21 protein-coding genes are annotated in these 26,057 nt (G+C 37.1%); 8 read left to right on the top strand and 13 right to left on the bottom strand.

Going from position 1 to position 26,057, the window contains the following annotated elements:
* Positions 1 to 37: 37 nt before the first annotated feature.
* Both bsdcttw_RS08215 and bsdcttw_RS08210 read right to left on the bottom strand, forming a co-directional pair.
* A complete protein-coding gene (locus bsdcttw_RS08215) occupies positions 38 to 955 on the bottom strand; it encodes a carbohydrate ABC transporter permease (protein WP_185258895.1) in 918 nt (305 codons plus the stop codon).
* 69 nt (positions 956 to 1,024) lie between these two features.
* Complete coding sequence (locus tag bsdcttw_RS08210) at positions 1,025 to 1,960, bottom strand: ABC transporter permease (RefSeq protein ID WP_185258894.1); 936 nt, start codon at positions 1,958 to 1,960, stop codon at positions 1,025 to 1,027.
* A gap of 482 nt (positions 1,961 to 2,442) precedes the next feature.
* Between bsdcttw_RS08210 and bsdcttw_RS08205 the strand changes: the two genes are divergently transcribed.
* Both bsdcttw_RS08205 and bsdcttw_RS08200 read left to right on the top strand, forming a co-directional pair.
* On the top strand, positions 2,443 to 3,990 hold the full coding sequence (locus bsdcttw_RS08205; RefSeq protein WP_185258893.1) for a response regulator transcription factor: 1,548 nt from the start codon (positions 2,443 to 2,445) through the stop codon (positions 3,988 to 3,990).
* Between the two features lie 26 nt (positions 3,991 to 4,016).
* Positions 4,017 to 5,807 (top strand): sensor histidine kinase, encoded by a 1,791-nt coding sequence (locus bsdcttw_RS08200; protein WP_185258892.1) that lies wholly within the window; start codon positions 4,017 to 4,019, stop codon positions 5,805 to 5,807.
* A 141-nt stretch (positions 5,808 to 5,948) separates the two neighbouring features.
* Here bsdcttw_RS08200 and bsdcttw_RS08195 read toward each other — a convergent pair whose 3' ends face one another.
* Positions 5,949 to 7,652 (bottom strand): methyl-accepting chemotaxis protein, encoded by a 1,704-nt coding sequence (locus bsdcttw_RS08195; protein ID WP_185258891.1) that lies wholly within the window; start codon positions 7,650 to 7,652, stop codon positions 5,949 to 5,951.
* 284 nt (positions 7,653 to 7,936) lie between these two features.
* Between bsdcttw_RS08195 and bsdcttw_RS08190 the strand changes: the two genes are divergently transcribed.
* Entirely contained in the window at positions 7,937 to 9,154 is a 1,218-nt protein-coding gene (locus tag bsdcttw_RS08190; RefSeq protein ID WP_185258890.1) for an AraC family transcriptional regulator, read from the top strand.
* 165 nt (positions 9,155 to 9,319) lie between these two features.
* Here bsdcttw_RS08190 and bsdcttw_RS08185 read toward each other — a convergent pair whose 3' ends face one another.
* Genes bsdcttw_RS08185 through bsdcttw_RS08175 form a run of 3 tightly spaced genes read right to left on the bottom strand, consistent with a single transcriptional unit; the run spans position 9,320 to position 13,602 of the window.
* Positions 9,320 to 11,527 (bottom strand): PASTA domain-containing protein, encoded by a 2,208-nt coding sequence (locus bsdcttw_RS08185; protein ID WP_185258889.1) that lies wholly within the window; start codon positions 11,525 to 11,527, stop codon positions 9,320 to 9,322.
* Positions 11,528 to 11,537: 10 nt separating this feature from the next.
* A complete protein-coding gene (locus bsdcttw_RS08180) occupies positions 11,538 to 12,212 on the bottom strand; it encodes an ABC transporter ATP-binding protein (RefSeq protein ID WP_185258888.1) in 675 nt (224 codons plus the stop codon).
* A gap of 19 nt (positions 12,213 to 12,231) precedes the next feature.
* Positions 12,232 to 13,602, bottom strand: a complete 1,371-nt coding sequence (locus bsdcttw_RS08175) for an ABC transporter permease (protein ID WP_185258887.1) — start codon at positions 13,600 to 13,602, stop codon at positions 12,232 to 12,234.
* A gap of 185 nt (positions 13,603 to 13,787) precedes the next feature.
* Between bsdcttw_RS08175 and bsdcttw_RS08170 the strand changes: the two genes are divergently transcribed.
* Both bsdcttw_RS08170 and bsdcttw_RS08165 read left to right on the top strand, forming a co-directional pair.
* On the top strand, positions 13,788 to 14,465 hold the full coding sequence (locus tag bsdcttw_RS08170) for a response regulator transcription factor (protein WP_185258886.1): 678 nt from the start codon (positions 13,788 to 13,790) through the stop codon (positions 14,463 to 14,465).
* A gap of 39 nt (positions 14,466 to 14,504) precedes the next feature.
* Positions 14,505 to 16,112, top strand: coding sequence for a sensor histidine kinase (locus bsdcttw_RS08165; RefSeq protein ID WP_185258885.1), 1,608 nt, complete (start codon positions 14,505 to 14,507; stop codon positions 16,110 to 16,112).
* 48 nt (positions 16,113 to 16,160) lie between these two features.
* On the opposite strand, the gene bsdcttw_RS08160 is transcribed toward bsdcttw_RS08165, so the two are convergent.
* The 4 genes from bsdcttw_RS08160 to bsdcttw_RS08145 form a co-directional block, all read right to left on the bottom strand.
* Positions 16,161 to 17,030 (bottom strand): damage-control phosphatase ARMT1 family protein, encoded by an 870-nt coding sequence (locus tag bsdcttw_RS08160; protein ID WP_185258884.1) that lies wholly within the window; start codon positions 17,028 to 17,030, stop codon positions 16,161 to 16,163.
* A 36-nt stretch (positions 17,031 to 17,066) separates the two neighbouring features.
* Complete coding sequence (locus bsdcttw_RS08155) at positions 17,067 to 17,558, bottom strand: pyridoxamine 5'-phosphate oxidase family protein (RefSeq protein ID WP_185258883.1); 492 nt, start codon at positions 17,556 to 17,558, stop codon at positions 17,067 to 17,069.
* Between the two features lie 178 nt (positions 17,559 to 17,736).
* Complete coding sequence (locus bsdcttw_RS08150) at positions 17,737 to 18,813, bottom strand: sensor histidine kinase (protein WP_185258882.1); 1,077 nt, start codon at positions 18,811 to 18,813, stop codon at positions 17,737 to 17,739.
* Positions 18,810 to 19,484, bottom strand: coding sequence for a response regulator transcription factor (locus bsdcttw_RS08145; RefSeq protein ID WP_185258881.1), 675 nt, complete (start codon positions 19,482 to 19,484; stop codon positions 18,810 to 18,812). Before bsdcttw_RS08145 ends, bsdcttw_RS08150 begins: the two co-directional genes overlap by 4 nt.
* Positions 19,485 to 19,642: 158 nt before the next feature.
* Between bsdcttw_RS08145 and bsdcttw_RS08140 the strand changes: the two genes are divergently transcribed.
* Both bsdcttw_RS08140 and bsdcttw_RS08135 read left to right on the top strand, forming a co-directional pair.
* Entirely contained in the window at positions 19,643 to 20,581 is a 939-nt protein-coding gene (locus bsdcttw_RS08140; RefSeq protein ID WP_185258880.1) for an ABC transporter ATP-binding protein, read from the top strand.
* 3 nt (positions 20,582 to 20,584) lie between these two features.
* Complete coding sequence (locus tag bsdcttw_RS08135; RefSeq protein WP_185258879.1) at positions 20,585 to 21,295, top strand: ABC transporter permease; 711 nt, start codon at positions 20,585 to 20,587, stop codon at positions 21,293 to 21,295.
* Between the two features lie 96 nt (positions 21,296 to 21,391).
* Here the strand turns inward: bsdcttw_RS08135 and bsdcttw_RS08130 are convergent, their stop codons facing one another.
* From bsdcttw_RS08130 to bsdcttw_RS08120, 3 genes are all read right to left on the bottom strand, one after another.
* Positions 21,392 to 21,739, bottom strand: coding sequence for a cupin domain-containing protein (locus tag bsdcttw_RS08130; RefSeq protein ID WP_185258878.1), 348 nt, complete (start codon positions 21,737 to 21,739; stop codon positions 21,392 to 21,394).
* 64 nt (positions 21,740 to 21,803) lie between these two features.
* Complete coding sequence (locus bsdcttw_RS08125) at positions 21,804 to 22,379, bottom strand: uracil-DNA glycosylase family protein (RefSeq protein ID WP_185258877.1); 576 nt, start codon at positions 22,377 to 22,379, stop codon at positions 21,804 to 21,806.
* Positions 22,380 to 22,949: 570 nt separating this feature from the next.
* Positions 22,950 to 23,996: an aldo/keto reductase gene (locus tag bsdcttw_RS08120; RefSeq protein ID WP_230989134.1), complete on the bottom strand. Its 1,047-nt coding sequence runs from the start codon at positions 23,994 to 23,996 to the stop codon at positions 22,950 to 22,952.
* Between the two features lie 320 nt (positions 23,997 to 24,316).
* Between bsdcttw_RS08120 and bsdcttw_RS08115 the strand changes: the two genes are divergently transcribed.
* Complete coding sequence (locus bsdcttw_RS08115) at positions 24,317 to 26,044, top strand: S8 family peptidase (protein ID WP_185258875.1); 1,728 nt, start codon at positions 24,317 to 24,319, stop codon at positions 26,042 to 26,044.
* Positions 26,045 to 26,057 lie beyond the last annotated feature (13 nt).

The raw sequence follows: 26,057 nt of genomic DNA, 5'->3' as shown, positions 1-26,057 counted from the left end.
CCTATACATTATAAGTTTTATAATAAAATAAATTTTATTATCCTTTTACAGAACCCATCATAATTCCCTTAATAAAATACCGTTGGAATATTGGGTAAATAAATAATATTGGCAGAACTACTATGATTGAAACCGTCATTCTAATAGAGGTCGGCGTCTGTTGTGTTATTAAGGACTGTACATTAACACCTCCGCTGGTGCTCGTCTTAACCAGCTGCGCTAAAGAATTAGCCTGGTTAATATATACATATAGCAAATACTGCAAGGAATAGAGCTTCTGGTTTGTTATATAAATCAAAGTATCCCCAAAAGAATTCCATTGTCCTACTGCAGAAAAAATGGTAATTGTTGCAAGGATTGGTTTTGAGATAGGGAATATAATCCGGAAAAATACGGTTAATATTCCGGCTCCGTCAATTTCCGCTGCCTCCTGCAAAGATGCAGGTGTTGATTCTATGTAAGTCTTAACCAGAATGATATTAAAAGGCTGTACAATTGCCGGAATGATATATACCCAGAAGCTATTTGTTAAATGAAGATTTTTCATCGTAAGATACATAGGTATCAGCCCGGCATTAAAATACATGGTTACTACCAGAAGACGGTACCATAATTTTCTTTTCCACATATCTTCCTGAGAGAATAAATAGCCAAGAAAAGCAGAGCTCATTACGGTACAGGTAGTTCCAATTAATGTCCTGCCTACGGAGATTAATGCTGCTCTTGAGAGGCCTTCCAGCTTTAGGACCTGAATATAATTTTCAAAATGTATATTCTTTGGCAGAAAACGAATAAAGCCATTTGCACTTAAATCATTTGCACTTATTGTATTAATTATAAGATAATAAAACGGATAGAAACATACCAGGGTAAACAAAGCAAAAAAAGTATAATTAAAAATGCTAAATGCAATATCCTGCCCTGTATTATTCTTTATTTTTTTTCGAATTCTCATTATAAGCTCCCATCTGTGCTTCAGTGCACACCTAAAATCAGGATGTCTCTTATCTAACACCAATAACTTTTAGATAATTGACTGTCCTCTGGTTTTTTTCGATACATAATTTATAAAAACCAGCAATGTGACGCTGACGATACTTTTCATCATGCTAATGGCGGTAGCCAATGACAAACTGCTTCCGGACATACCGATGTTATAGACATACAAATCCAAAACCTGTATATGTTCTTTATTAAAGGCATTCTGAAAAACATAATATTGATCCATACCGTTATTGATAAAATTAGCCACACTAAGCATAAGTAAAACAAAATAAGTAGGCATCAACTCAGGAATGGTTATATATTTCATTAGTTTAAAGCGGTTTGCACCATCAACCTTTGCTGCCTCATATAATTCCTGATCAATACCTGCAATAGCTGCCAGGTACATAATTGCTCCCCATCCAAGCCCTTTCCAGGTACCCCATAGCCACATAGCTAAATAAGTATGTTTATCACTGCTCAGAAAATCAATAACACTATCTGTGATTCCCCATTCCTGTAAAAGTGTATTTACGAGGCCCGTATTGGATAACAAATTAAAAGCTATTGAATAAACAAGAACCCAGCTGATAAAATTGGGTATGGTTGTTAAAGTCTGTACAATTTTCTTAAAGGGAGTACACTTGATTTCATTGAGAAATACGGCAAACAAAACCGGTAAAAAGGAGGTTGCTATCCCAATTGTGCTCATGGCAAAAGTATTTTGCATTACCTGCCCCAATTGTTGAAGCTGCATTTTATTTGCAAATAATAACTTAAACCATTTCAGACCTACAAAATCAGTTTGAAATAACTTTAAAGGTGCCTTATAATCATAAAAAGCATATATCCAACCATGTAATGGAAAGTAGGAAAATGCAAATACTAATACGAGAAAAGGAAGAGTTAATAAAAATAATTGCTTCCCACGCTTTGAACGGCCATTTTTGACGTTTTTTGATGCTGATACTGACATCTATTTCTTTCCTCCTCTCATAAACATCACTATCAGCCACTATAACCCGTCTGATAGGATTGATGTCTATGTTTTTGATTTACGTTGATTTTATCATCCTGCTAGATTTCGTTCTACCCCAAACATCCTAGCTTTTTTCTTTAAAAATTCATACTAAATTTCTAAATTCACTAAAATTCAAAGGATTTAGGTAGGAATTTTAAGGTGGAAATAATGAAGGATTACTGCTATTATTAAATACTAACAATAATTACACTATAACAGGCCATATTGTATACATATTATCTATAGTAAAACTTATTGTTTTACAAAAATGTTATACATAACATATACTTGTCCTAAGACTGGCGTTGCTTTTGATCATATCTCTACTGTTTTTGTGTAAGCTGATCAATCACAAACGTATTAACAGTTCGATGGCAGAAATTTAACGATAATAGAATACGATACTTCTACTATAAGAAAGGCAGATGTGATAAGTTATGTATACAGTTTTAATCGCTGATGACGAAGCTATTATAAGAAGAGGCTTAAAAAAGATTATAGATTGGGAGATGCTGGGGTTTAATATAATTGGGGAAGCATCCAATGGAGTTGAAACCCTTGCTGAAATAAATAAAACGAAACCAGATATTGTATTATTAGATATAAAAATGCCCGGAATGGACGGATTAGAAGTTTTAAACAATGCACGTTCAAATAAATACAAAGGAAAAGTTATAATCTTAAGTGGGTATTCTGATTTTAAGTATGCTCAGGAAGCAATCCGGTATGATGTAAAGTATTATTTAACAAAACCTATTGATGTAAATGAACTGAAAGCAGCTTTATCCTCACTCTCTGATCAAATCAAGGAGGAATCTGCTCATCGCTTAACAATCAATCATTATAAGGAAAAAGCTGAAAATACAATATTACTGGATTTGCTCCAGGGCACTGCTGATTTATCAAACATCAATTTTGATGACTTGCACCTGAACGCAAATATTTACCAGGTATTGATTTATGAAAAATACAGCCGTAATATTGCAGATATCACTTATCATTTTTCCGAATTATTGAAAGTAACGAATCAGGATAACAGTTCCTTTCATAGTGTTAATGCCGGTAATAATGAAGTAATTATACTGAAAGGTGAATTTGCAATTCTGAAATTCAAGGAATTTTTAAAACATTTTGAAAGAGAATTGAAGCCACAAAAAGGTTCTCCCTTGGATTCTTTATTTATAACTTATGGACGAACAGTAACGTCCCCTAAGGATATCCATATTTCCTATAAAGACTCCTTTTCTCTGTTACAACGTCGTTTTTTTTGTGAAATAGATCAGCATACTATCGGTTATGAGCAGCTCCCTGAAAACAATAGCAATGCGTATTATATGACCCATGAGCTGTTATTAGATTATTGTGCCAGACTGGTTGCTTATATCCAGTCCTTTAATCGTAAAGCCGTCGCTGATACGCTTCATAATCTGGAGATAAAATTGTACAATTCACAAGACAGTATTCATGATATAAAGTTATTTTTAACAGATTTATTTATAGAAATAAAAGATAAACTAAATAACCTTTATTCGGCAAAAAAATTGACCATACCTACAAATGCACAGATTATAGATTTTATTCAGACCAAAAATTATCTGTATGAAATATTTTTATTTTTTACAGAGCAGTTTGAAGTTGTTATGAACTGTATTGGTAATTTTTCCAGAGACAGTGTTATTGATGATATCCTTTATTATATCCAGCACAATTATATGGAAAATATAAGATTGGAAAATATAGCTTCTCTTTTTGGGTATAACAGTTCCTACCTGGGTAAAATTTTTAATTTGAAGATTGGAGAAAGTTTCAACTCCTATGTCGACAAAATAAGAATAGAGAGTTCCAAAGAATTATTGAAACAAAAATCTCTGAAAATCTATGAAATTGCAGAAAAAGTTGGTTATCAGAATACAGACTATTTTTATATGAAATTCAAAAAGAATACCGGATTAACCCCGGCGGAATACCGAAAAAAAGACCTATAGGTTAACATCTTGTAACAGGAGTATATATGATTCTACCTAAAAAACCAAATACTGTACTACAGATTAAAGTCAGAAAACAAATGTATTTTATATTAATTCCATTAATTATTATACCCGTTTCATTTATCGGTATTGCCTTAACTTCCTACTTTGTAAAAGCTTTGTACCAACAAACCAGCTCTCAGCTGGAGTCTGATAATATTCGTGTAAAGTCTATCATCGTTGATTGTGTTATAAATCTCTTTAATGTGTCCTCTGATCTGATAGATGATAAAACACTTCATAAGATCCTAACAACACATTATGCCAACCCCAAAGATGCTTCAGCTGCAATAGCTGATTATGACCGCTTTCAGGATTATATGGATACAACTACTTCCATGACTTCAATAACTGTTTATACCACAAATCCTACTCTTGTTGAGGGTAAATATATTAAGACTGCGACTCCGGAAATAATAGATAAATTATTCTCCAAGGTATCCGTTCCTTCCGGCAGTTCCTGGGGTTATAATTTTTTTAACAGGACTATTGGTAATCCTTCCTCAGAATTATTATTGGTTCGCTCTATCCCTTTGGTAAAGACTGATTATTCTGCCATTTTAGTGATTACTGTCAGCAATAATTTTTTAAAAAACAAAATCCAGAATAATTCTTTATACACAGCTATATCCCTTAACAAGGAGCCAATATTTTTCAGTACTACACGTTCCATGCAAGAAAAGGACCAGTCCGTTCCGATTAACTATAATTCGCGCTATTTCCTCTATAATGGCTTGATACATTATAAAGATAAGACTGTCTTTGGCTATATATCCTCCCTGCCCGTCTACCAGTCAAAGGATATACTTTATGTTACGACCATTGATTTTGCTGCCAATAATAAATTTGTTAATATTGTTATTTTGTGTGCAGCTATAACCCTCCTCTCTGTTATTATTCCTTTAATGGGCATTGTTTTTTATACTAATTTTTTCAGTTCCCGTATTTTAACCTTAAGACTGGCTATGAAAAATGCCAGCAAGGGAGACTTTAATATGATAGATTCCCTTCGAGGAGATGATGAATTATCAGAGACTTTTACTGATTTACAGCATATGGTGCTGGATTTAAAAGATAAAGAAGCTAAAATGTACGAAGCACAGTTGCTTGAAAAAGAAATGTTAAATCAGCAGCAGCAAATGGAGTTTAAAATTTTAACAAGTCAGATAAATCCTCACTTTATATATAATACATTGGAAACAATCCGAATGCTGGCCATTGAAGAAAATAACCAGAATGTATCCAGTGCCATCCTGCTGTTGGGTAAATCCCTCCGTTATGTGCTGGAAAATGCAGAAACCTTTTCTACTACTCTGGATAAAGAATTAGATTACATTGATGTTTATTTACAGATTCAAAAACTTCGATTTGAAGAACGTATTGATTATACCATTGAAATACCAGAACATTTTTCCCCCAGCGAATATCAGATTTTGCCCCTTCTATTACAACCACTTGTTGAAAATGCTGTTTTACATGGGCTCGACGATATTTCAAAAAATGGTGATGTTATCGTAAGACTTAGTACAGACAACTGCACAAGATTAATCATTGACATCATGGATAATGGCAAAGGAATGCCCGAAGAGGTTATAAATGCTTTTAATTCTGAAATAACGCTTGAAAAATCAGCCTCTGACCGAACAAGTATTGGTCTAAACAATATAAAAAGACGTATCCGTTTATTTTATGGAGATAATTATTCCATAAATATTATAAGTTCCACTAAGGAAGGAACTCATATTCAATTAATTCTTCCTTTAATACCGATTTAACTTCCCCGGTAAGTGACCTGCCGCAAGTCATCCATTGCTTGTATTTGATCCCTAATTATATAGAAAGAGCCTTAAAATTGTATGATCATTGACATTTTAAGGCTCTTACCATTTAATCATCTGATTTTTCTTTTACTTTCTTTATATTCTAAAAAGCTTTACAGCTCCAATTAACTCTTCCACAGCATCTTTAACTTTTCCTGTTTCAACAACTGTTTTACTCGATTCTAAGGCTGATTCACCGGCCCTTCCGGCAATATTGGCAGTTCCCTGGGCCCCTTCCGTTGTAGCCGTTGCAACTTCGGTTATTGCTGTAGTAATATTTTGTATCGATGCCAATAGCTCCTGTGATGTTGAACTTAAGTCTGTAACAATATCATCCACTTTATTTGCATCATTGGTATATTCATTCGTTGCTGAAAGTATTTTTTGATAATCCTCGACTACATTTACCGAGACAAACTGCATCAACTCCTTTGCATGTTCGGATAAATTGCCAACTGCGCTTAATACCTGCTGATTAATCTGCTGCATCTGACTTACAATTCTGGTAGATTCATCCGCTAATTTACCTATTTCTCCTGCAACTACAGCGAATCCTTTGCCTGCATCGCCTGCCCGTGCTGCCTCAATCGATGCATTAAGAGCAAGCAGGTTTGTTTGACTTGCTATGCCAAGAATCCCATTCGCCAGCTCGTTAATTTGTATAACTGACTTTGCTTCTTCCAATGATTTTTCCAATTTAACCTGTACTCGAGTGCGAATGTTATAAGCTTCCTGCTGTGCCTTTTCAAAATCACTCTTAAGGGTTAATGCCCGGTTATTAATGTCTTCTACCGTGACTGCACCATACTGTGCCTTTTGCGAAACATTTTGTACTGCTGAATTAATCTCTTCAACGGTAGCAGTCACTTCTTCTGTAGAGGCTGATGTTTCTTCCATTCCAGATGACAATTCTTCCGTTATTGCAGATATATCTTCCATATATTCATTTAAACGATTTATACTAGTATTTACTGAATAAACCGAATCATTTACTAAGAATGCACTGTCTGATACCCTATGAAAAGAATTTCTAATCTTTTCTATAAAAAGATTCAGAGCATCTGCCATGGCACCGATTTCATCATTGCTTTTCACAATGATTTGACAGGTTAAATCATTGTTTTTCTCAGCTTCCAACAATTCTTTCTGCATTCTTCTAATAGGTTTAATAATCATTCCTGAAATCAGAAAACTAAGAATTATTGCTACAATAAGAAATACTATAATTGATGCTATTACTATCTTCTCCATCATCGCTGCTGCCAAGGAAGAGGAGTTTAGCAATTCAGACATTTGATTTTCCCGATAAGCTTGATATTCATCCAATTTATCACTTAAAGCTTTCGCAGCGGGAACCATCTGATTTTTCATAATATCAAGTACTTCACCGTCTTTTCCTTCCTTTACTGCCGGAATGAGGCTGCTAGTTGCTATTTTGACATAATCATTTTCTAATTTTTGGGATTCTTCTCCTAACTTCTTTTCCGACTCCAAAACAGAATTATGAAGTATTTTATCAAAAAGAGCATCCGACTTCACTGTCAGCTCCTGAAAGTGGGTAATAAAAGATTCATCTTCTGTTATCACATATCCTCTCAATGCTGCCACTTCCGCCAAGGAGTTTTCTATCACCTGATTTGTATTCTCATACAAGGGCAGATAAGTATTATTAATACTACTTGCTGTAAGCGTAATGGAGTGGATTTTTGACAGTATGAGTATTAATACTACTGCAGCCGTTACTGTAATACCCAGAAATCCTCCAACTATCTTGACCATAATACTGCTTCTTCTTTTCATTTCTTTTTCCTCACTCTCTAGTTTTTAATAAAAAAATAAGAGACCTAAAAAAAGCCTCTGCTTACTAAATAAATAAAATAGCATGAAAAAGCAACATACCACGCTCCTTTATTACATATTCTGACAGATTTATACTTATTAAATGTAAATCTGACTTAATATGACTTTGTTTCTATTTTAACATTTATAATTCACATTGCTCGCCAAATCGGCATATGTTACTATGAATATTATAGCCATATTTAAGGTTTTTTGTATCAAATTCCACACAAAGGAGCTTGGTTATGAACGAGATTAATTCATACAATTACCTGGGTTATTCCCATGCGAAATATTTAGAAAATGATCCTGTACAATACGATATAAAAGTGAATGAAGTTATTTTTAAAGAAAACCAAGGAACACACTTTCATGATGATGTTGAACTACTCTATGTTGTAAACGGTGAAGCAAAGCTTTTTGTAAATAATGAGTTAAATAACATCTCTGCAGGTGATTTGGTTATGTTAATGCCATATCATGTACATGCTATTAAACTTATCAGTAAAAGTTTAACCGTATATCAAGGTAAAGTATCCTTAGGATTACTCTTGTATTCATCCATATCCCGTATTATCGAAAAACATATATCCTACTCTCTCGCATATGGAAATGTAGTAGCTAAATTTACGGATAAAGAAAAAAAGAAAATACAACAGAATTTTGAAGAAATAATTGAAGAACTGAATACCGATACTTTTTTAAATACAATGATTGGGCTAAGCATAATTATTAAGATTATTTTAATGTTCAGCCGCAATATTGCAGGAAGTATTTCGGCTCATGAATGTTATGAGCATAGTATAACCTGGAAACTTATGCAATATATGCATATGAACTTTAGCAATGATATCTCAGCAAAGAGTCTGGCAACCGAGTTTTCTATGAGTCCTAACAAAATCAACAATTATTTTTATCTTTTAACCGGTGAAAATCTATCGGAGAACTTACACAGAACGCGAATTCGTTATGCTTGCAGTATGTTTCAGTTTGATGAGCTATCTAGCAGTTATATCGGAAAATATGTTGGTTACAAGAACACCTCTTCCTTTTTTCGCAAGTTTAAGGAAATTAAAAAAATGACGCCGGATGAATATCGAAAATCACATATTCCGGACGATGGAATGTATAGAACACTTAATACTTCCTGGAAAATATTACTGTATCTCTTTGAGCATTACGCTGAGCCTTTGGATGTACTATCTATATCACAGGCACTATTCCTTTCTCCTGAGACAATACATACGGAACTTCTTTCAAACTTTGATACTTCCTTGCCAGATCTGATAACCAAAATCAGACTGCAGTATGCACAATCTTTTTTGCAGGTTATAGATGCGCCAATATTAAAGATTGCATATATGTGCGGGTTTTCATCTATCCGGACATTTAATCGATGTTTTAAAGAATTAATTGGCTGCACCCCTCTGGAATTCAGAAAAGCAAAAGCTCCAAAGAGCTGAAATCAGGTAATCCATGACGGAATATTTCTTTCAGTAGCTATAGAAAAAGAGCGGTATCCATCCTTTCTATGAATACCGCCTTATTATAAAATAATCTTTTAATCCTTTCCTGGCATATCCTGAAAATTATCCCGTATTTCATTCATCAATATACCTGTTATGAATTTAATTTCCTGTACCAACAGAAACCATAACGACAATTTTACTGTTTAAGTCAATTGCCTGATCTGATATAGACTGGTACATAATCTTTCCTTTACCTATTTCAGAAGAATATCCATTTATAAAGTCAATTTTGATATTTGCTTTCTTCTTGTTTACCTCTTTCATCCAATCAAGTACTTCTGACTTGCTCTTGCCCGTAAAATCTGTTACAAACAACTTACCAAGGGATAAATTGATTTTTAAATATTCTCCCTTAGGCAGGTAGGTATCTGAATAATTTTGCCCATAGAGCTTTCCTTCTTCATAAGAGTCACTATAGCATTCATTGATAATATAAGGCACGGAATTGGTATCGCACCATAGTTTTATATCTTCCGATGCAAGTCCCTCGAAATTCTTTATTAGTATTCCATTATCCGTCTGGGATACCCATACCTGAATTTCCTGCTTAAGTCCTACCAACTCTTCCAGGATACTCTGGTTTGTTACGGTACCTTTTGCTTTATTGGTATTGGTATCTGAAATAAACTTCAGTTTTATACCGGCTCCTTTTTGATTGACCTCATCCTTCCACTTAATAATATCAGACTTTGTCTTACCAATAAAATTTTCAGCCATAACTAACCCAAGGGAACGATACACTGTAAGTACTTTATTGGAAGATATAAAATCCCCAGCCTTGCAATCCTGTCTATAAAGCTTTCCTGCCGGATAATCACTGCTGTAACATTCTATTACGTTTAAGGTGATTCCTTTTTGCATCGCCCAGGCCTTTGCATCATTTAAGCTTAACAGCCTTAAATCCTTCGCAGGTATACCACTGTTAACAGCGATAGTAAGAAGAATCTCTTCTCCCTTTTTAACTCCTCCTTTAGGCTTTATGTCCTGATTGATTACACTTTGATTGGCAACTTTTGCAGATTCCATTTCACGATAACTTAATACAATCGCTGCATTTTTTGCCAGAACCTCTGCTTCACTTTTTGACAAGCCTTTAAAGTCAGGAGTAATAACCTGTTCATCATTTTCCTTCAGTAATAGTGTAACAACCTGCTTCTCATTAATCTTTATACCGGCTGCAACAGACTGGGTAGCAATAATTCCCTGATCTCCTGTTTCATCCGTATTTTCGAGAAACACCTTCATACCATAAAGCCCTGCCAGACTGACAGCTTCTCCTTTTGTCAGACCTTTAAAATCCGGGACAATTATTTTCCCATCCTCCTTTGCAATCTGAAGAGTCAAAATCTGCTTCTGGTCAATTTTACGACCCGCCGGAATATTCTGACCGATGACTGTATCTACTGTATCTGTGCTAATCTTAAGCTTGAAGAATACACTCATGCCATAAAGAGCAGCCAATTCAGATGCCTCGTTTCTGCTCATTCCGTTAAAATCAGGTGTTTTAATTGCCTTTCCTCTGGAAATGCTGACTTCCACCACATCCTTATGGGTTATTTTTGTATCCTTTTTTATATTCTGGTAAAATATTTTACCGTATTCAACATCTGGATTAAATATTTCATGAATCTTAACCTTCATCTGGTTATCTTTCTGCCATTGCAGAACTTCGGCTTTCGATTTACCATAAAAATCAGGCATTTTGACTGTTTCATTCAGCTCTTCATTACCGCTTGAAACATAAATTACCATCCTGTTTTTCCGAAGAAACAAATCATTAGAACCATCAATCAGCTCATAGTTTATTACCTCATCCTTTGGGATTACTTCGCTGGTTTCGTTCTTAATTGTAACCCCTGCCATCTGATTCTCCGTAATCCAGGTTTTTATCTCAGACAGCTTCATCCCCTTAAGATCTGGCACCTTCACTGCTTCCTCCGGGTCTGCACCCAATGAATACTTTACCGTAAGAACTGTGCCCTTACTAATTTTTCTTCCCTTTTTTATATCCTGGGATATGACCTTGTCTTTTCTTGTTTCCTTGGTATAAACTCCGTCTAGTACAGTGTTTTCATGCTCTTTTAGGACCCAGGTCTGTACCTCATCCAACTGCCAGTCTGTCATATCAGGGACTGTTGTCTTTCCTAACTGTAGAAAGAGGAGTATTAGAAAGCAAACAAACAGAGCAGAGACGGCGGCGGCAACTAGATGCCCCACCTTTCTCTGAGCCGGTATAAAGGTTTCTTCCTGAAAACTTTCCGGTTTATCACTTCCTAAATCTTCAAGAAAATTCTTTTTTTCCTGCATACCCTTCCCCCTATTCTGCTGTCAGCTTACCATCTTTTAACCTTAGGGTAATGTCGCTGCTTCCTGCCACATCATCGGAATGTGTGACTAAAATAATTGTTTTTTCGTAGTCATGAGCCAACTGTTTAAATAATGCAATAATCTCCTTGGCTGTTGCCGTATCCAATGCCCCTGTAGGTTCATCCCCAAGAATTAATTCCACATCCTTGGCAAGAGCTCTTGCAATTGCAACTCTTTGCTGCTCCCCACCGGATAGCTTCGTCACCAGTCTTTCTGCCTTGGATTGCACGATTCCCATAGAAGCCAATATTTTGTATGCAATCTTCTTTCTCTCCGATCCCTTCTTCCGGTCCACAATCATCATGTTTGATTCCACATTTTCCACTCCGGTAAGGTAATCCGTCAGGTTATACTTCTGGAATATCATTGCCATATGATTGCGTCTGAATTTTGTATATCCGATGCTTTTTACATCCTTTCCCTGATATAGAACCCTTCCTTTTTCCGGGACATCCAAGGCACTGGCGATAGCCAATAGTGTTGTTTTTCCGGAACCCGAGGGCCCCAGGATGGTATAAAACTTTCCTTTTTCAAACTGGAAGGAGAGGTCGTTTAGAATCATCCTCTTTTTTCCTCCGTCTATGTAACCATAGGAAAGATTCTCTAATTCAAATATTGCTGACATAGTCTAATTTCCTCTCTTTCTAATTCTGTAGGGATTCTCTTGGTTTATATCCTAAAATAATCAACAGCGGTGCTCCTGCCGAAAGGATTACAATCCCCAGGCTGATAAGCAGCAGACGGTATACCACCTCACCGTCGACGGATACATTAAATTCTCTGGCAACATCACTAATCTTAACTTCCTGTTTCCCTGTTCCGACGGCACCGCCAACGGATATCATTCCCATACTGGACTGTGTATTCTCTTCCACCAACTGGTTCTTAACAATCCAGGAAGCAGTATAGTCGGCAGAAAGCCTGCTGGCTGCGGCTGCTACCGTAAAGGCAATAACAGATACCAGAAGAATTTCAAACACAAATTGAGATAAAATTTTAAGCCTTCCTTCACCGCTTGCTAACAATAGTCCAATCTCAAATCTCCGGTCACGTACAAAAATTGTGACAATTGCAAGCATAATTATGGTTCCTGCTGCAAAAACCACTGCCAAAAGAATAGAAATCACAGTACTGATTAAATCAAGAGGTCTTGTTAAAGAGTTGTATTCATTATCACTGGCATATAAGGTAATATAATCGTTGGGCATCTGATTTATATGCTGATGAATAAAGGTGTCAATGTCCATGGGGTCCTTAAGACGAAAACTGATAGAAGTTGCATTACTATCATCAGACTGGGTTCCGGCTAATTTCTTTTCACTCTCTAGAGAAGTATACAGTTGGTCTACCGTATAAGGCGCGCTGCCTTTAAAAACACCAATAATCTCAAAGGAATAAGTCTCGTTATCCGTACCTGAAGTCAAATCAATCTTATCACCCGGTGCCAGATTATTTTTGCTGGCAAACTCTTCTGATACAATTAGAGTATCTCTTCCTTCATCAGAGCTGTCCCAAAGCCGCCCATCCGTAATCTTATAGGTACCCTCATCAAACTCCCGGGGATTGCCTGTATTGCCTATCACTATAAACGGTGTACCCTGGTCGGAGGAGGATATGGGAACCGCAAAACTAATACTGTCTCCTCCCCCTGCTCCACTTCCTTCCGTATTTATTGCACTTTTCAGACTTTTATTAAAGGCACTGGTAAGTTCCGATATATAAAGCTTTTCTACCAAAGGATCTTTTGCAATGTCTTTCGCCAGTGAGGCTGAAAGATTTAATTTTGAATACTCCTGTTGTGATAGCTGATCCTTCATCGCTTTCATGTAGTCTGCTTTCATTTCCACCACCGCTCCTAAGGCCTTTCGTACATAGGTCTTGGATTGATTCACACTATTCTGAATAATAATTCCTGTAAATACCAACCCATACACGACAAATAATATAGCAAATATCATAATGCCTTTTGTTGGCTTCCTAATGAGACTTAGGAAAGCATGTTTTATTGCTCTCATCTTAATCTTCCTCCTGTTTCCAAATTGGCTTACTGCCATGTGATAAAAGTAACAAACCCATGTGTGATTCCTGTGTGAGTTCTGTGAGACCTCAATGAAACCTTGCTTTTCTTCTCTTTCACACAAACAACACATCAAAGTGGTATGATGTTATTATAAAATGAGGTGAGGAAGGATTCAGTTTTATGAGTTATCGTGTGCTGGTTGTTGAAGATGACAAGAAAATGAGTGAGATTTTAGTAGATTATCTGGAATCGGAAGGTTACCAGGCATATTGTGCCTCAGATGGGGTTGAGGCCTTATCCCTGTTCGACCGCGAAGAGATTCAGTTGGTTATACTTGATATTATGATACCAAAACTGGACGGCTGGTCCGTATGCCGGCGTATCAGACAAAAATCCGACGTCCTTATTATAATTATCAGCGCCCGCAGTGAAGAGGAGGATAAACTGTTAGGTTATGAGCTTGGAGCCGATGAATATATTACCAAGCCTTTTAGTCCTAAGGTGCTTCTTGCCGCTATTGCCGCCTTGCTAAAACGCAGTCTGGCAGCTCCTCCCCCGGATACGCTGTTACGCTGTAAGGAACTGACTATCAATAAAGAAGCTTATACTGCCATGCTCTCCGGTGAAAGGCTGCCCTTAACTGTAAAAGAATACGAACTGCTGCTAAAGCTTATGGAGAACCCGGGTAAGGTGTTCCGCAGAGAAGTCCTGATTACTGCCATATGGGGCTATGATTACTTTGGAGATGGCCGAGTGGTAGACACAAACATTAAAACTCTTCGAAAGAAACTGAGGCATTGCGCCAATTATATTCAGACCGTTATCGGTGTGGGCTATAAATTTGAGTCTGACACTTAATATACTATTTATACAAATACATACTAACCGGAGGATACCATGAAAACATCGCTGTCAGCAAAAATGTTACTTTTGACCCTTGGCTCTTTTCTGCTTCTAATATTTGGTATTACTGCTTCCTTATATCTTTACTTTAACCGCTTTTATGAACCGGAAAAAATCAATCAGATGATAAATTCCATAAATAGATTTACAGCAGAGCTTGAAAACAGTCAATGGAGTGACGAAGAACTCTATTCTGAGGTTTCTAAATTTATGAAGAACCAGAATGCTACCATGAGTATTCAATCTCAGCTTTCTCTGGTCATGGCAGCTCCGGCAAAAGCAGCATTAACCGCTTCTATCCCTGATTATGTGGTTTTAAGCAAGGAACCCGCTAGAGCAGATTCCATTTCCCCTTTGAATTCCACCGCCTATGCTCCCCTTATAACCTCTTCCTCTCTTGATACTGTAGATGCCGCCAATATAAACGGCTCCCTTGTACTGTATCCCACAGCACTTACCACTGCAACTGTTGCCAGTCCTTTGGATATTAATAAAAAGAAAGGGGTAACGTACACAATCAGCACCATTCCTTATACTAACTATAGACAGGTAAATTTCATAAAGAAAAGCACTTTAAAAAGTGGGGAAGTTAAGATTACAAGTGTTAACCTGTCTCTTCAGTCCGTTAATGAGGTAACCAGCTTCCTAATCCGCTTCTTTCCGTTTTTAATCAGTGCTTCTATCCTATTATCCTTTATAATGGTGGTCGTTTACTCCAAAACTATCTCCAAGCCGATTATTAGTATAACAAAAACTGCCAACCGCATGGCCAATATGGAGCTTGGCATCTCCTCTGACATTAAACGCAATGATGAACTAGGTGCATTGTCTTCCAGTCTTAACACCTTATCCGTTAATCTAAAGAATGCTCTGGACGACCTTAGTCTTGCTAATACAAAGTTAACGGCTGACTATGAAAAGGAACTATGCCAGGATAAAGCCAGAAAGGAGTTTGTAGCAAATGTTTCCCATGAGCTTAAGACACCTCTTGGAATAATCAGAAGCTATACGGAAGGAATCAGGGATGGTGTAAGAGCTGAGAAGAAAGAACATTATATGGAAGTAATTCTTAATGAAATTACACATATGGACCAGATGATTCTGGAAATGTTAGAAATATCAAGGTATGATGCCGGTGCTGTTATTTACACAAAAAAAGCTTCCGATATCAGCCTTTACTTAAAGAAATCCATGCAAATATTTTCAGAGAAAGCATATGAAAAAGGGGTAAACATTCAAATCTTAGGTGAATTCGGTACCGTTATAATGGATGAGAAAAAAATTGAACGTGCAGTGAATAATCTGATGGAAAATGCAGTGAAATACTGCTCCCCTAATTCCACTATTCAAGTCTTTGGCGAACGAAACGGCAAAGAACAACGAGTTCTGATTGAGAATTGCTGTCCTGCCTTAAGTGAAGAGGCTATCAGTAAAATCTGGGACCGGTTTTACAAAGCCGATGCCTCCCATAACCGTGAGACAGAAGGAACCGGACTTGGACTGGCTATTGTTAAGTCCATCTTTGAGGGTCATGGTTGTTCTTACCAAGTAAATAACACAGCCTCCGGCATCTGCTTTTCTTTTACGCTGGAGGCTGTGTAAAAGTCCCCCAAAAAAGGCAGAACTTCTGCGATGACACATTGTTATAATCTAGGTAGCTCTATTTTTCATGCATATCATCTTCATTTCCGAAACCCCAATATCGTCTGCAATCACATTACATTTTGTCATTAGCAGAAAATAGATATTCTTATTCTCATTGCTTAAACATTCATAGTTTGCTTGTCCTTTTGCGATCACAATATCTGCACTTTGGTAAATTTCTTGAAACCGCTTTGAAGTTCTAAATAAAACAGTTCCCATAGACGAATCCTCATTGCTTATTACAGTTGCATACTCATCAATCCCTACAAAGTAAGCATCTTCTTCTATAGAATCGTTTACGACTGCTTCACCTCTCGTACCAAAGAAAATTTTACATGATGGGTTTAACTCTTTCATTTTCTTAATTAGAATCTTATCAAGACAGATTTCACCGCAATTATCTCCCAAATACAGAATTGTATCTGCATTAATAATCTCCTGCATCAGAAGCTTTGAATCGTTTATTCCCAGCTGTTCCCCTTTTAAACGCAGGAAACTGGCTTCAATATCAGGAAGCAATAGATTATGAATCGGATTAAAATCAATTATATTTCCTATAATAGCATATTTGATTGCTTCTAAGAATGGATTTCCAACTCCATTTATCTCACGTTCTATATCCGGAATACGTTCCAAAAACATCTCATTATAATGCTCTCTTGTTTCTTTATATGGATCCGCATTCCCTGTTTCCTTCTTTAATAACGTAAAAATTTCTCCGATAAGTTCTGGTGTTGAAGATGTGTTAAAATCGACCTTACTTAAATATGTAAATACTTTTCTTAATAATTCATTTTTATCCTCTAAGCCTACCATATCTGCAACCTTAATTGTTTGATTGATTATACATGGTATGCATTTTTCTTGTATCCTCATATGTTGTATAACCCTTCTATTTCTTATCTTTACCGCTTACTTGATTTTACCTTCTTCTGTCTCCACTCCATTCACAAAGTCCATATAGTAACGCACAGCACCGTGATCTTTTAGTACCGTAGCTCTCGTGATACGAATTGCCAAAATAATGCAGTCTTCATCTTTTTCATTGTTAGCATCGTCGTACCAATTAGCAAATGCTTTACGTAGTTTAGGCCTTAACTCTGCATTTTTAGGGTCTAAAACCCAGCCGAGATTTTCTCCGATTCCATTTCCGGAAAACCACTCGTAGCAAACTGCAAAGGCAACTTCCGGATTTTGAGCTATCTGTTTCATTTTAGTTGATTTTGCCCAGGTTGTAGTATAAAACACACCATTTTCATAAAAAGCATCCACATCACGAACATAAGGACAGGGGTTACCGTCAGCGTTTGGTTCTATTGCGATTGTCGAGAGAGAGATGACATTATCTTTTCCATTGCCACACCTTTCCTCTATAATTGCTAATCCTTCTTCATACCTGCTCATTTTTTCCTCCTCCTAATATAAAATACTTCATCTATTTTTATAGTGCTTCAGATTTCTGATGTTTCATAATCCTCAGGTCTGAAACACTTTAGAAACGATAAGCTTATAAGTCACTAATCTCCATTATATACCAATAAACTTAAAGTTTCAAAACATTTAAATGATTTAGACCATTCTGTTAGGAAATGCTCCTCGCAATCGTACCCAATGGCAGTTTTACAATAAAAACAGTGCCTTTCCCAATTTTGCTTTGTACTTCAATGGTTCCTTCACACAGTTCAATTATTCTCTTAACTAAAGTCAAACCCAATCCGTTTCCGGTTAATGAGTGAGATTTGTCTCCTTGATAGAATTTGTCAAATATATGTCCCATGGTTTCATCATCCATCCCGCATCCCATATCTTCAAGATAGAAGGTTGCCATTTGCCCGCTCTGCCATAAGCTTACTTTTATTTCACCGCAATTGTTTGTGAACTTGATAGCATTATCAAGAAGATTAACCCAAATTTGCTGTATTAGATTTTTATCACCAAGTATTTCGATTCCATCTTCAAGCTTAATGTCAATATGAAGATTTTTATCACTCCACTTTGGCTCTAACATTACAATCGCAAGTCTAATCTGCTCATCAAGCTTATAGATAGCTTTTTCACTTATGATCTCTGTATTTTCTATTTTTGAAAGATTAAGAATGTTGGTGGAAAGGCGGGCAAGGCGCTCTGATTCTTGTACGATTATGCTTAAGTATTCCTGCTTTTCTTCTTCGCTGGCATCACCTGCCTGCAATAGTTTGGCAAAACCGCTAATTGAAGTAATGGGTGTTTTGAACTCATGGGAGAAGTTTCTAACAAAGTCACTGCGCAGAGTTTCAATCCCTTTTAGCTCCTGCACCATCTTATTGAAACTCCCGGCAAGCGCATCCAATTCAAAGACAAAACTGCCTTTAACCAGCACCGAGAAATTGCCCTTGGATACCTTTTTAGTAGCTTCCATCATATCCCTTATTGGTTTAACAGAACGCCTGCTTAATAATGTTGCTATTACCACACCTAAAAAAATGCTGATATATATCATTACGGAGATAGCACGGCTTTGACTTGCAGTACCTTCTACATCCATGACACCTATTTGAATCAGAACATAAGCAATCAAACCGGCAGATAAAACGGACAAAAGCATGACCAGAAAAACCAAGGCCACCAAGGAAACCGCAAGGCTTATTTTCGGAAAAAGTCTTTTTTTAGTTTGCCTCATATACGCCTCCCAATTTTATACCCCAGACCACGTACAGTTATAATTTCAAAATCAGGGTTTTCTCTCAATTTGTCCCGCAATCTGTTGATATGAACATTTAAGGTATGTTCGTCTGTTTCTGTTTCTAATCCCCAGAATTCGTCCATTAGCTGATTACGTGTAAATATCATATTGGGATAACTCATGAGCTTAAAAAGTAGTTGGAATTCCTTTTTGGGCAAAGCATGTTCTTCCTCTTTCCATGAAATAGTAAGTGTATTGTAATCCGCTGTGGTTTCACCTATGATAACCCGGTGCTCACTGGCAATTTGTGCCCGGCGTAAAAGTGCCTTCACCCGGAATAGCATTTCTTGTTCATCAAAAGGTTTCGTCATATAATCATCCGTTCCGGCTAGAAACCCTTTATACTTATCTGTAGCCTCCTGATTGGCTGTTACCATCAGTATTGGAAGGTTCTCTCCCACATTGCGTAATTGTTCACAAAATTCATAGCCGTCCATACGCGGCATCATCAAATCTAAAATAATCAAATCAAACCGCTGGTTTTCCATCCTTTCAAGTGCTTCAAGACCATCTTTTGCTGTATATGTTTTATATCCGCCACGCCTTAAAACAGCACACATTAGTTTTTGGGTATTTATATCATCTTCAACAACTAAAATGTCAAACACTATAGCCACCTCCTTGTTAAATATTATATCACCTGTAAGGTAAACTGAATATCAACGAAATTGAGACAAAAAATTGAGGTTCAGTTGATGTTATAAAATTAAAGTTCATTATAGCGTTAAATAAACCGCAAAAAGAAATTCACAAAAGGAGTGTATAAATGGGAAAATCAACTAGTGCTGGCTCCGCTGCAATACAGCTATCAAATCTCACAAAAAAATTTGGCGATTATCGTGCCGTTAGCAATCTTTCACTTGAAGTAAATAGTGGTGAAATATTTGGGTTTCTTGGTTTGAATGGGGCTGGCAAATCAACCACAATTAAAATGATGCTATCATTGCTCAAACCCTCATCCGGTAGTATTTATATGCTGGGAAATAAAGTTGACTCCAGAGCTCATAAGTTATGGGAGCAAGTTGGCTATTTAGAGGAAGCTACCTATTATCCTGGGCTGACTGTAATCGAAAATTTAGAGATTGCCCGCAGGATGCAAATGATATCTGATTGTCGAGCCATAACCCGGGTAATACAAAAGCTCGGTTTAGAAGTTCACAAGAATAAGAAAGCGAAAAATCTTTCCCTTGGAAACAAACAGCGACTAGGTTTAGCAAAAGCAATGATCCACAATCCAAAGATTTTAATTTTGGATGAACCAATTAATGGTCTTGATCCCGCTGGTGTTGTGGAAATCCGGGAAATGCTTTTCGATTTATCAAAAAATTACGGTGTTACGGTTTTTATATCCAGTCATCAGCTTGAAGAACTTTCTAAACTTGTTGATCGAATCGGTATCATACATGAAGGACAATTGGTCCAGGAAATTAAAATGAAACATTTGGAACAGTCTTTACAAAAACACCTGGTTCTGGATAACCGCGATAAAAAGGCAATGAAACATATACTTACAGAACACGGATATCATTTTAAAGAAAACATAGATGGGAAATTACTGCTTTTTGAAAATTCCGCAACAGAAAAACCTGAAAGGTTGGCTGAACTGCTGGTTCGCTCTGGACAATCGCCAACACAACTTAACATTGTTACAGAAGATTTGGAAGGTTATTTTTTACGGATCATTCAAAATAAAAGGAGGATATAATGAATGAAAATATTATCATTTATACATTGTGAAGCCCTTAAAGTATTACGCTCAAGCGTTTTTTGGATCATGGTTGCCGCGTTTGCCACTATGCCAATTATGCTTGGTTTAGTCACCTATATCAATGCTGCTGATGTCGGATGGAAACCATACCTAACAGACTTACTCGGCACTATCACTGCCCTTTTGGTAATTGGCTTCTCTTTCACCGCTTGTTGGGTCTTCGGACGTGAATATACAGATAAAACAATCAATGAATTGCTGGTGAAACCCGTATCTAAATTTTATGTGGTACTTTCAAAGTTCATTGTAATTTTTCTTTGGGATGTCTTATTGGCTTCTTTCATGTTCGCGGTCGTTTTCATTATGGGTATTTTGATAGGACTTCATGGTGGAACTTGGATGCTCATCATGAATAATTTTCTGACTTTTATGGTAACATCACTGCTAATTATGGTCGTCAGTACCATAAGTGCCCTATTGGCAAATGTCAGCAAGGGATATTTAGCTCCTATTGGATTTGCATTTCTAATTGTAGTCATTTCCAATGTCATTGCACAGGCTGGTCTTGCCGCTTACTTTCCTTGGACAATTCCATCATTATTTATTTCAAATGTTCCTCTTGGCTTTGCTAGTATCGCTATACTCGCTGTTACGGGAATAACGGGGTTTATTGGAACCGTTGCATGGTGGAGATTTGCCGATCAACAATAGGCTGATAGCTTAATAAAAGGGTTATGCTTTTCCTTTCAGAAAAACATAACCCACATTTTTACTCAGTAATTCTCACTTATCAATGAAAAAAGGTCATTAAACATCTGCATCTGTTGCAAAAGCTTCTGTACCCATAGGTGATATTGTGACATAAAGGCGCAGGACATCTTCGCCTGTATTTATTACCTGCATGCTTTCCTGCCCATCAATCTGCATTAACTCGCCTGCCTGCAGCGGAGTCTCTTTTCCATCCGTAAGAACCTTGGCATTCCCCTCCATAACCTGCAGTAAAAGGGTGGTTTCTAAATGTGTGTGTCCCGGCAGCATTTCCCCTTTTGCAATGTTTAGAACAAAAGCAATTACATTATCACTTTTAAAGATCATCCGCTTGGCGATTTTCCCAAGAGGCTCTTGAAAATAATCATTGAAAATAAACTTATTCATAGATAAACCCTCCTTTTATAAAATCTCAAACTTTAATATACCCAATTAGGGTATATATAATAACTTATAAGTTCCTAATCACAATTTCTCTTAGAACCGGTAAAACATCCTTTTCAAACCATGGATTTTGTTTCAGCCAGCCTAGATTTAATGGAGAAGGATGTACCAACGGAAAATATTCCGGTAGGTATTTATGAAAATTTCTCACTGTTTCAGTTAAACTTTTCTCACGTCTTTTATCTAAATAATATTTCTGTGCATAGTTACCGATTAAAATTATAGTTTCAATATTGGGCATTTCCCTCAATAAAAGCGGATGCCATTTTTCTGCAAAACCTTTTCGCGGCGGAGCGTCACCGGTTTTCGCTTTTCCAGGATAATAGAAATCCATAGGCAAATGAGCGATTCGATTCGTACTATAAAACATCTCACGTGATACACCCATCCACTCTCGTAATCGGTCGCCGCTTAAATCATTCCAAAACAACCTGGTTGCTTCTGCCTTTTGTCCCGGTGCTTGTCCAACAATGGCTATCCGGGCCTCTGCAGAAGCTTTAAATAACGGTGGAATTTCCATTTTGGTATAGGATTCGTTCATTGGGTCAGCCATAATCTCTTGTTTGATTCTTTCAAATATCATCCTATTTCACTTCCCGTATATTTTAATATTTGCCGTTACGATATCTAGGTTTGTTATCCTTCAGAGTGTCTTATTTATTTTTTTCTACTGTTAACCCTATGAGCAATATCGAGAGTGATTGAAGCAATAAGTGAACTGGCACACGCAGTTAGTAATAAAATCCCCATCACAAATTTGCCTAATGACTGAAAGCTCTCGTTGGTTACACTATACATGGTTATAAAATTGTATATCATAAAAGGTAACAATACAACTGCCGGTATATATTTCACATATCGTAATTTCTTAAACAATAAATTTAAAATCAAAGTTATGACAATAGCTGCTATGGATATTAAAATTAATATTAAACCAAACCTCATACATATTCCCCCTTCTTTCATATCTTTTATAATTAGACGAATGAAATAAATGATATGTTCCATCACACTAATATTATCACCAGATACTTTTCTCCGTATTCTATGTAAGTTTCAAAAAATCCCTTGTGAAGTATAAGACGTACTGACAGGCTTTTTATAATCTACCACACTCATACACTTGTTCACGGATTAAAAGGGGTATTTCATATTAATAAATATCTTTCTTTGCCAATTTATACTCTGCGATTCCTAATTTACGTCTTACATCGATGCCGTAAGGACATTCCGGCGTACATTTGCCGCAATCGGTACAGCTGTCAGCCTTAACCTCCAATTTGTGATAAAGGTTCATAGCCATATCTCGATTACCAAACCAAAAGCGCAGCCTTTCCTTTAAGGCATAATCGGAAGCATTGGTTACGATACCATCTGCCATTTGCCGGTCGAAATAACCTTCATAAAGGAAGATATCAGTAAGGGGAATCCTCTCTGGACAAACCATACATTTCCCACATTGTCTGCATACATAGGTACCAAGCTCCGGAGCATTCGTATATAAATCCTCAATCTCTTCCTCAGACATTGCATTGAATTCATTCGCGTACCGTAAATCCGCCTCTAATAATTCTCTATTATTGATACCTGCAACCACAATGGAAACCGGCTGACTAAATGCATAACGAAATGCCTGTGGAGCAGAGCGCCACAATAAACCGTCTGCCACCGGTTTCATTAAGATAATGGCAGTATTTTTCTTGTGCGCTAACGGAATCAGTACCTCTTGTATTTCAGGGAAGTTGAAATGATCATAATAATTAATGGTCGTCATAACAGCCTCAAAAGGATACTCCTCTAATGCTCGGATTAAGACATCAGGCTGTCCATGCATTGAGATTCCTATGTGATGAATGCGGCCTTCCTCTTTCGCTTGCAATGCCCCTTCCAATGCACCGTCGGGTGCAAGTATCTGATCCAATTCCTCCATGGTTCCCACTGCATGCATAATAAGAAGATCCACATAATCCGTGTTAAGATTATGTAAGCTGCGCTCTAAAGAGCCTAACAATCCGTCTTTCGATCGTTCTCCCGACTTCGTTGCCAGAATGAATTCTTTTCTTCTTACTGAAACACATTGTCCAATTTTTCTTTCTGACTCACCATCCCCATAGCTGGCAGCAGTCTCAATATAATTACCCCCTTCATCTAGATATCGGTTCAATAGATAGTTCGCCTCGCTTACTGGAATTTCCAGCAAATGAAATCCACCAAATCCAAGAATTGAAGTGTGTAAACCTGTGTTTCCAAACGGTCGTTTTTGCATAATAACACCATACCTTTCTTGTTTCCTTTATAGACATCATATCATTGTTTAATTTCATGTCAATATAATAGTATGGTAACAATTTATCATACATGCCTGGTAGTTATTCATGATATGAAGCAGATGCAAGTTAACCTGAGAAAACTACAGTTGAGATGCAAATTACTTTTAATAACTACCCTAAATTGATATTAGAATAAATCACATCACATCCCAATATATTGATATAAAGCTTTCCAATTTGAGGTTCGACTTTGACAGCTGAAGAGGCAAAAAGAATCTATAGCAATGAGTTTGCCGACTTAATAGTTGAATATGCCGGCAATGAACCCTCTTTCAAACAATACCCCAATGCCACCTTTCAGAGTCTCATCCACAGTGAACCTTCTGAAGGTCATGGCCATGTTACCTATGTGATGAGAGTTCCCATAAATGAGCTTTCCAATCAGACAATTTCACAGTTAGGATATATTGCAATGCCTGCTCTGCTTGGAATCATCAGCGAATCGGCTGTTGAAGCATCCGGTATTACCAGAATCAGAACGATTCCCAAACTTAATCTCAGAGGCGAAGGCGTATTGATCGGTATTGTGGATACCGGTATCGACTATACCAATCCCATCTTTCTAAAAGCAGACGGAACAACAAAAATATCGCTTCTCTGGGATCAGTCAATCTATGGAGAAGACTATCAATCCAATACATTTTATGGTACTGAATATACCAGCGAGCAGATAAATCTGGCATTAAAAAGCCCGAATCCTTATGATATCGTTCCAAGCAGAGATGAAATCGGTCATGGAACCATGCTGGCCGGTATCATAGCTGGAAACGAGGTACCGGAACAGGGATTCACGGGAGTAGTACCGGATGCCGAACTTGTGGTAGTTAAATTAAAGTCTCCCAAACAATATTTAAGGGGGTTCTGGAAAGTACCCGATAATACCGTGTGCTTTCAGGAGAATGACATCTCCCTCGCTTTGGAATATCTTGAATTAACAGCCAACCGGTTAGGAAGACCCATGTCTATCTGTTTGGCTCTTGGTACGTCTCTGGATTCCCACGACAGCAAGAGTTATTTAAGCAAATGGGTTTCTATAAGAGCAGAAAATTATAATTTTTCTATCCAAACTGCTGCAGGTAATGAAGGTAGTGCAAAAAGACATTTTTGGGGTTCCATTAATCCATCCAAAGGATTTGAAACCGTGGAATTAAAGGTGGGTGAAAATCAAGGGGATTTTTCCATGGAGTTATGGGGAGATTCTCCAGGACTGTTTTCCATGGATATAAAAACCCCTTCAGGCGAATATATACCTTACATTATCCCAAAAGTTAATGAGACAAGATTAGCTTCTTTCATTTTTGAACAAACAAGAATTAATATTGATTATCAAATTGTTGAATCCGGCAGCGGTGATCAGTTGATATTGCTTCGGTTTACCAAACCGGCTCCCGGTATATGGGTTTTTAGAGTCTATGGTAAGGGTGATTTAAGCTTAAGTTTTCATATCTGGCTGCCAATGGAAGGCTTCATTTCAAATGATACCTACTTTCTCCGCCCGGATCCAAACACTACCTTGTTATCTCTTGGTAACAGTACGGAAGCTATCACTGTGACATCCTATAATCATGAAGATCACAGCTTTTATATGAATGCCAGCAAAGGTTATACCAGAACCGGCGTTATAAAACCGGATATTGCTGCACCCGGAGTAAATATCCTAAGTCCTGATTTAAACCATGGATTTATAGCTGTAAGCGGAACCAGTCCTGCGACTGCTCACACTTCCGGTGTTGCCGCCATGCTATTAGAGTGGGGTATAGTAAAAGGTAATTTTCCCTCCATGAAAACCGCGGATATTAAAATTTTAATGATCCGGGGTGCAAACAGAGCACCTGAACTTTTCTTTCCGAATAAAGAATGGGGATACGGCATTCTGGATGTATATAATATTTTCAACAGTCTTAGGGAAGGTTTATAAACTCATGCTATTT

The sequence above is a fragment of the Anaerocolumna chitinilytica genome, assembly GCF_014218355.1.
GTDB lineage: Bacteria > Bacillota > Clostridia > Lachnospirales > Lachnospiraceae > Anaerocolumna > Anaerocolumna chitinilytica.
Note: the sequence above shows the minus strand (reverse complement) of the source record. Positions and strands in the feature narration are given on the sequence as shown.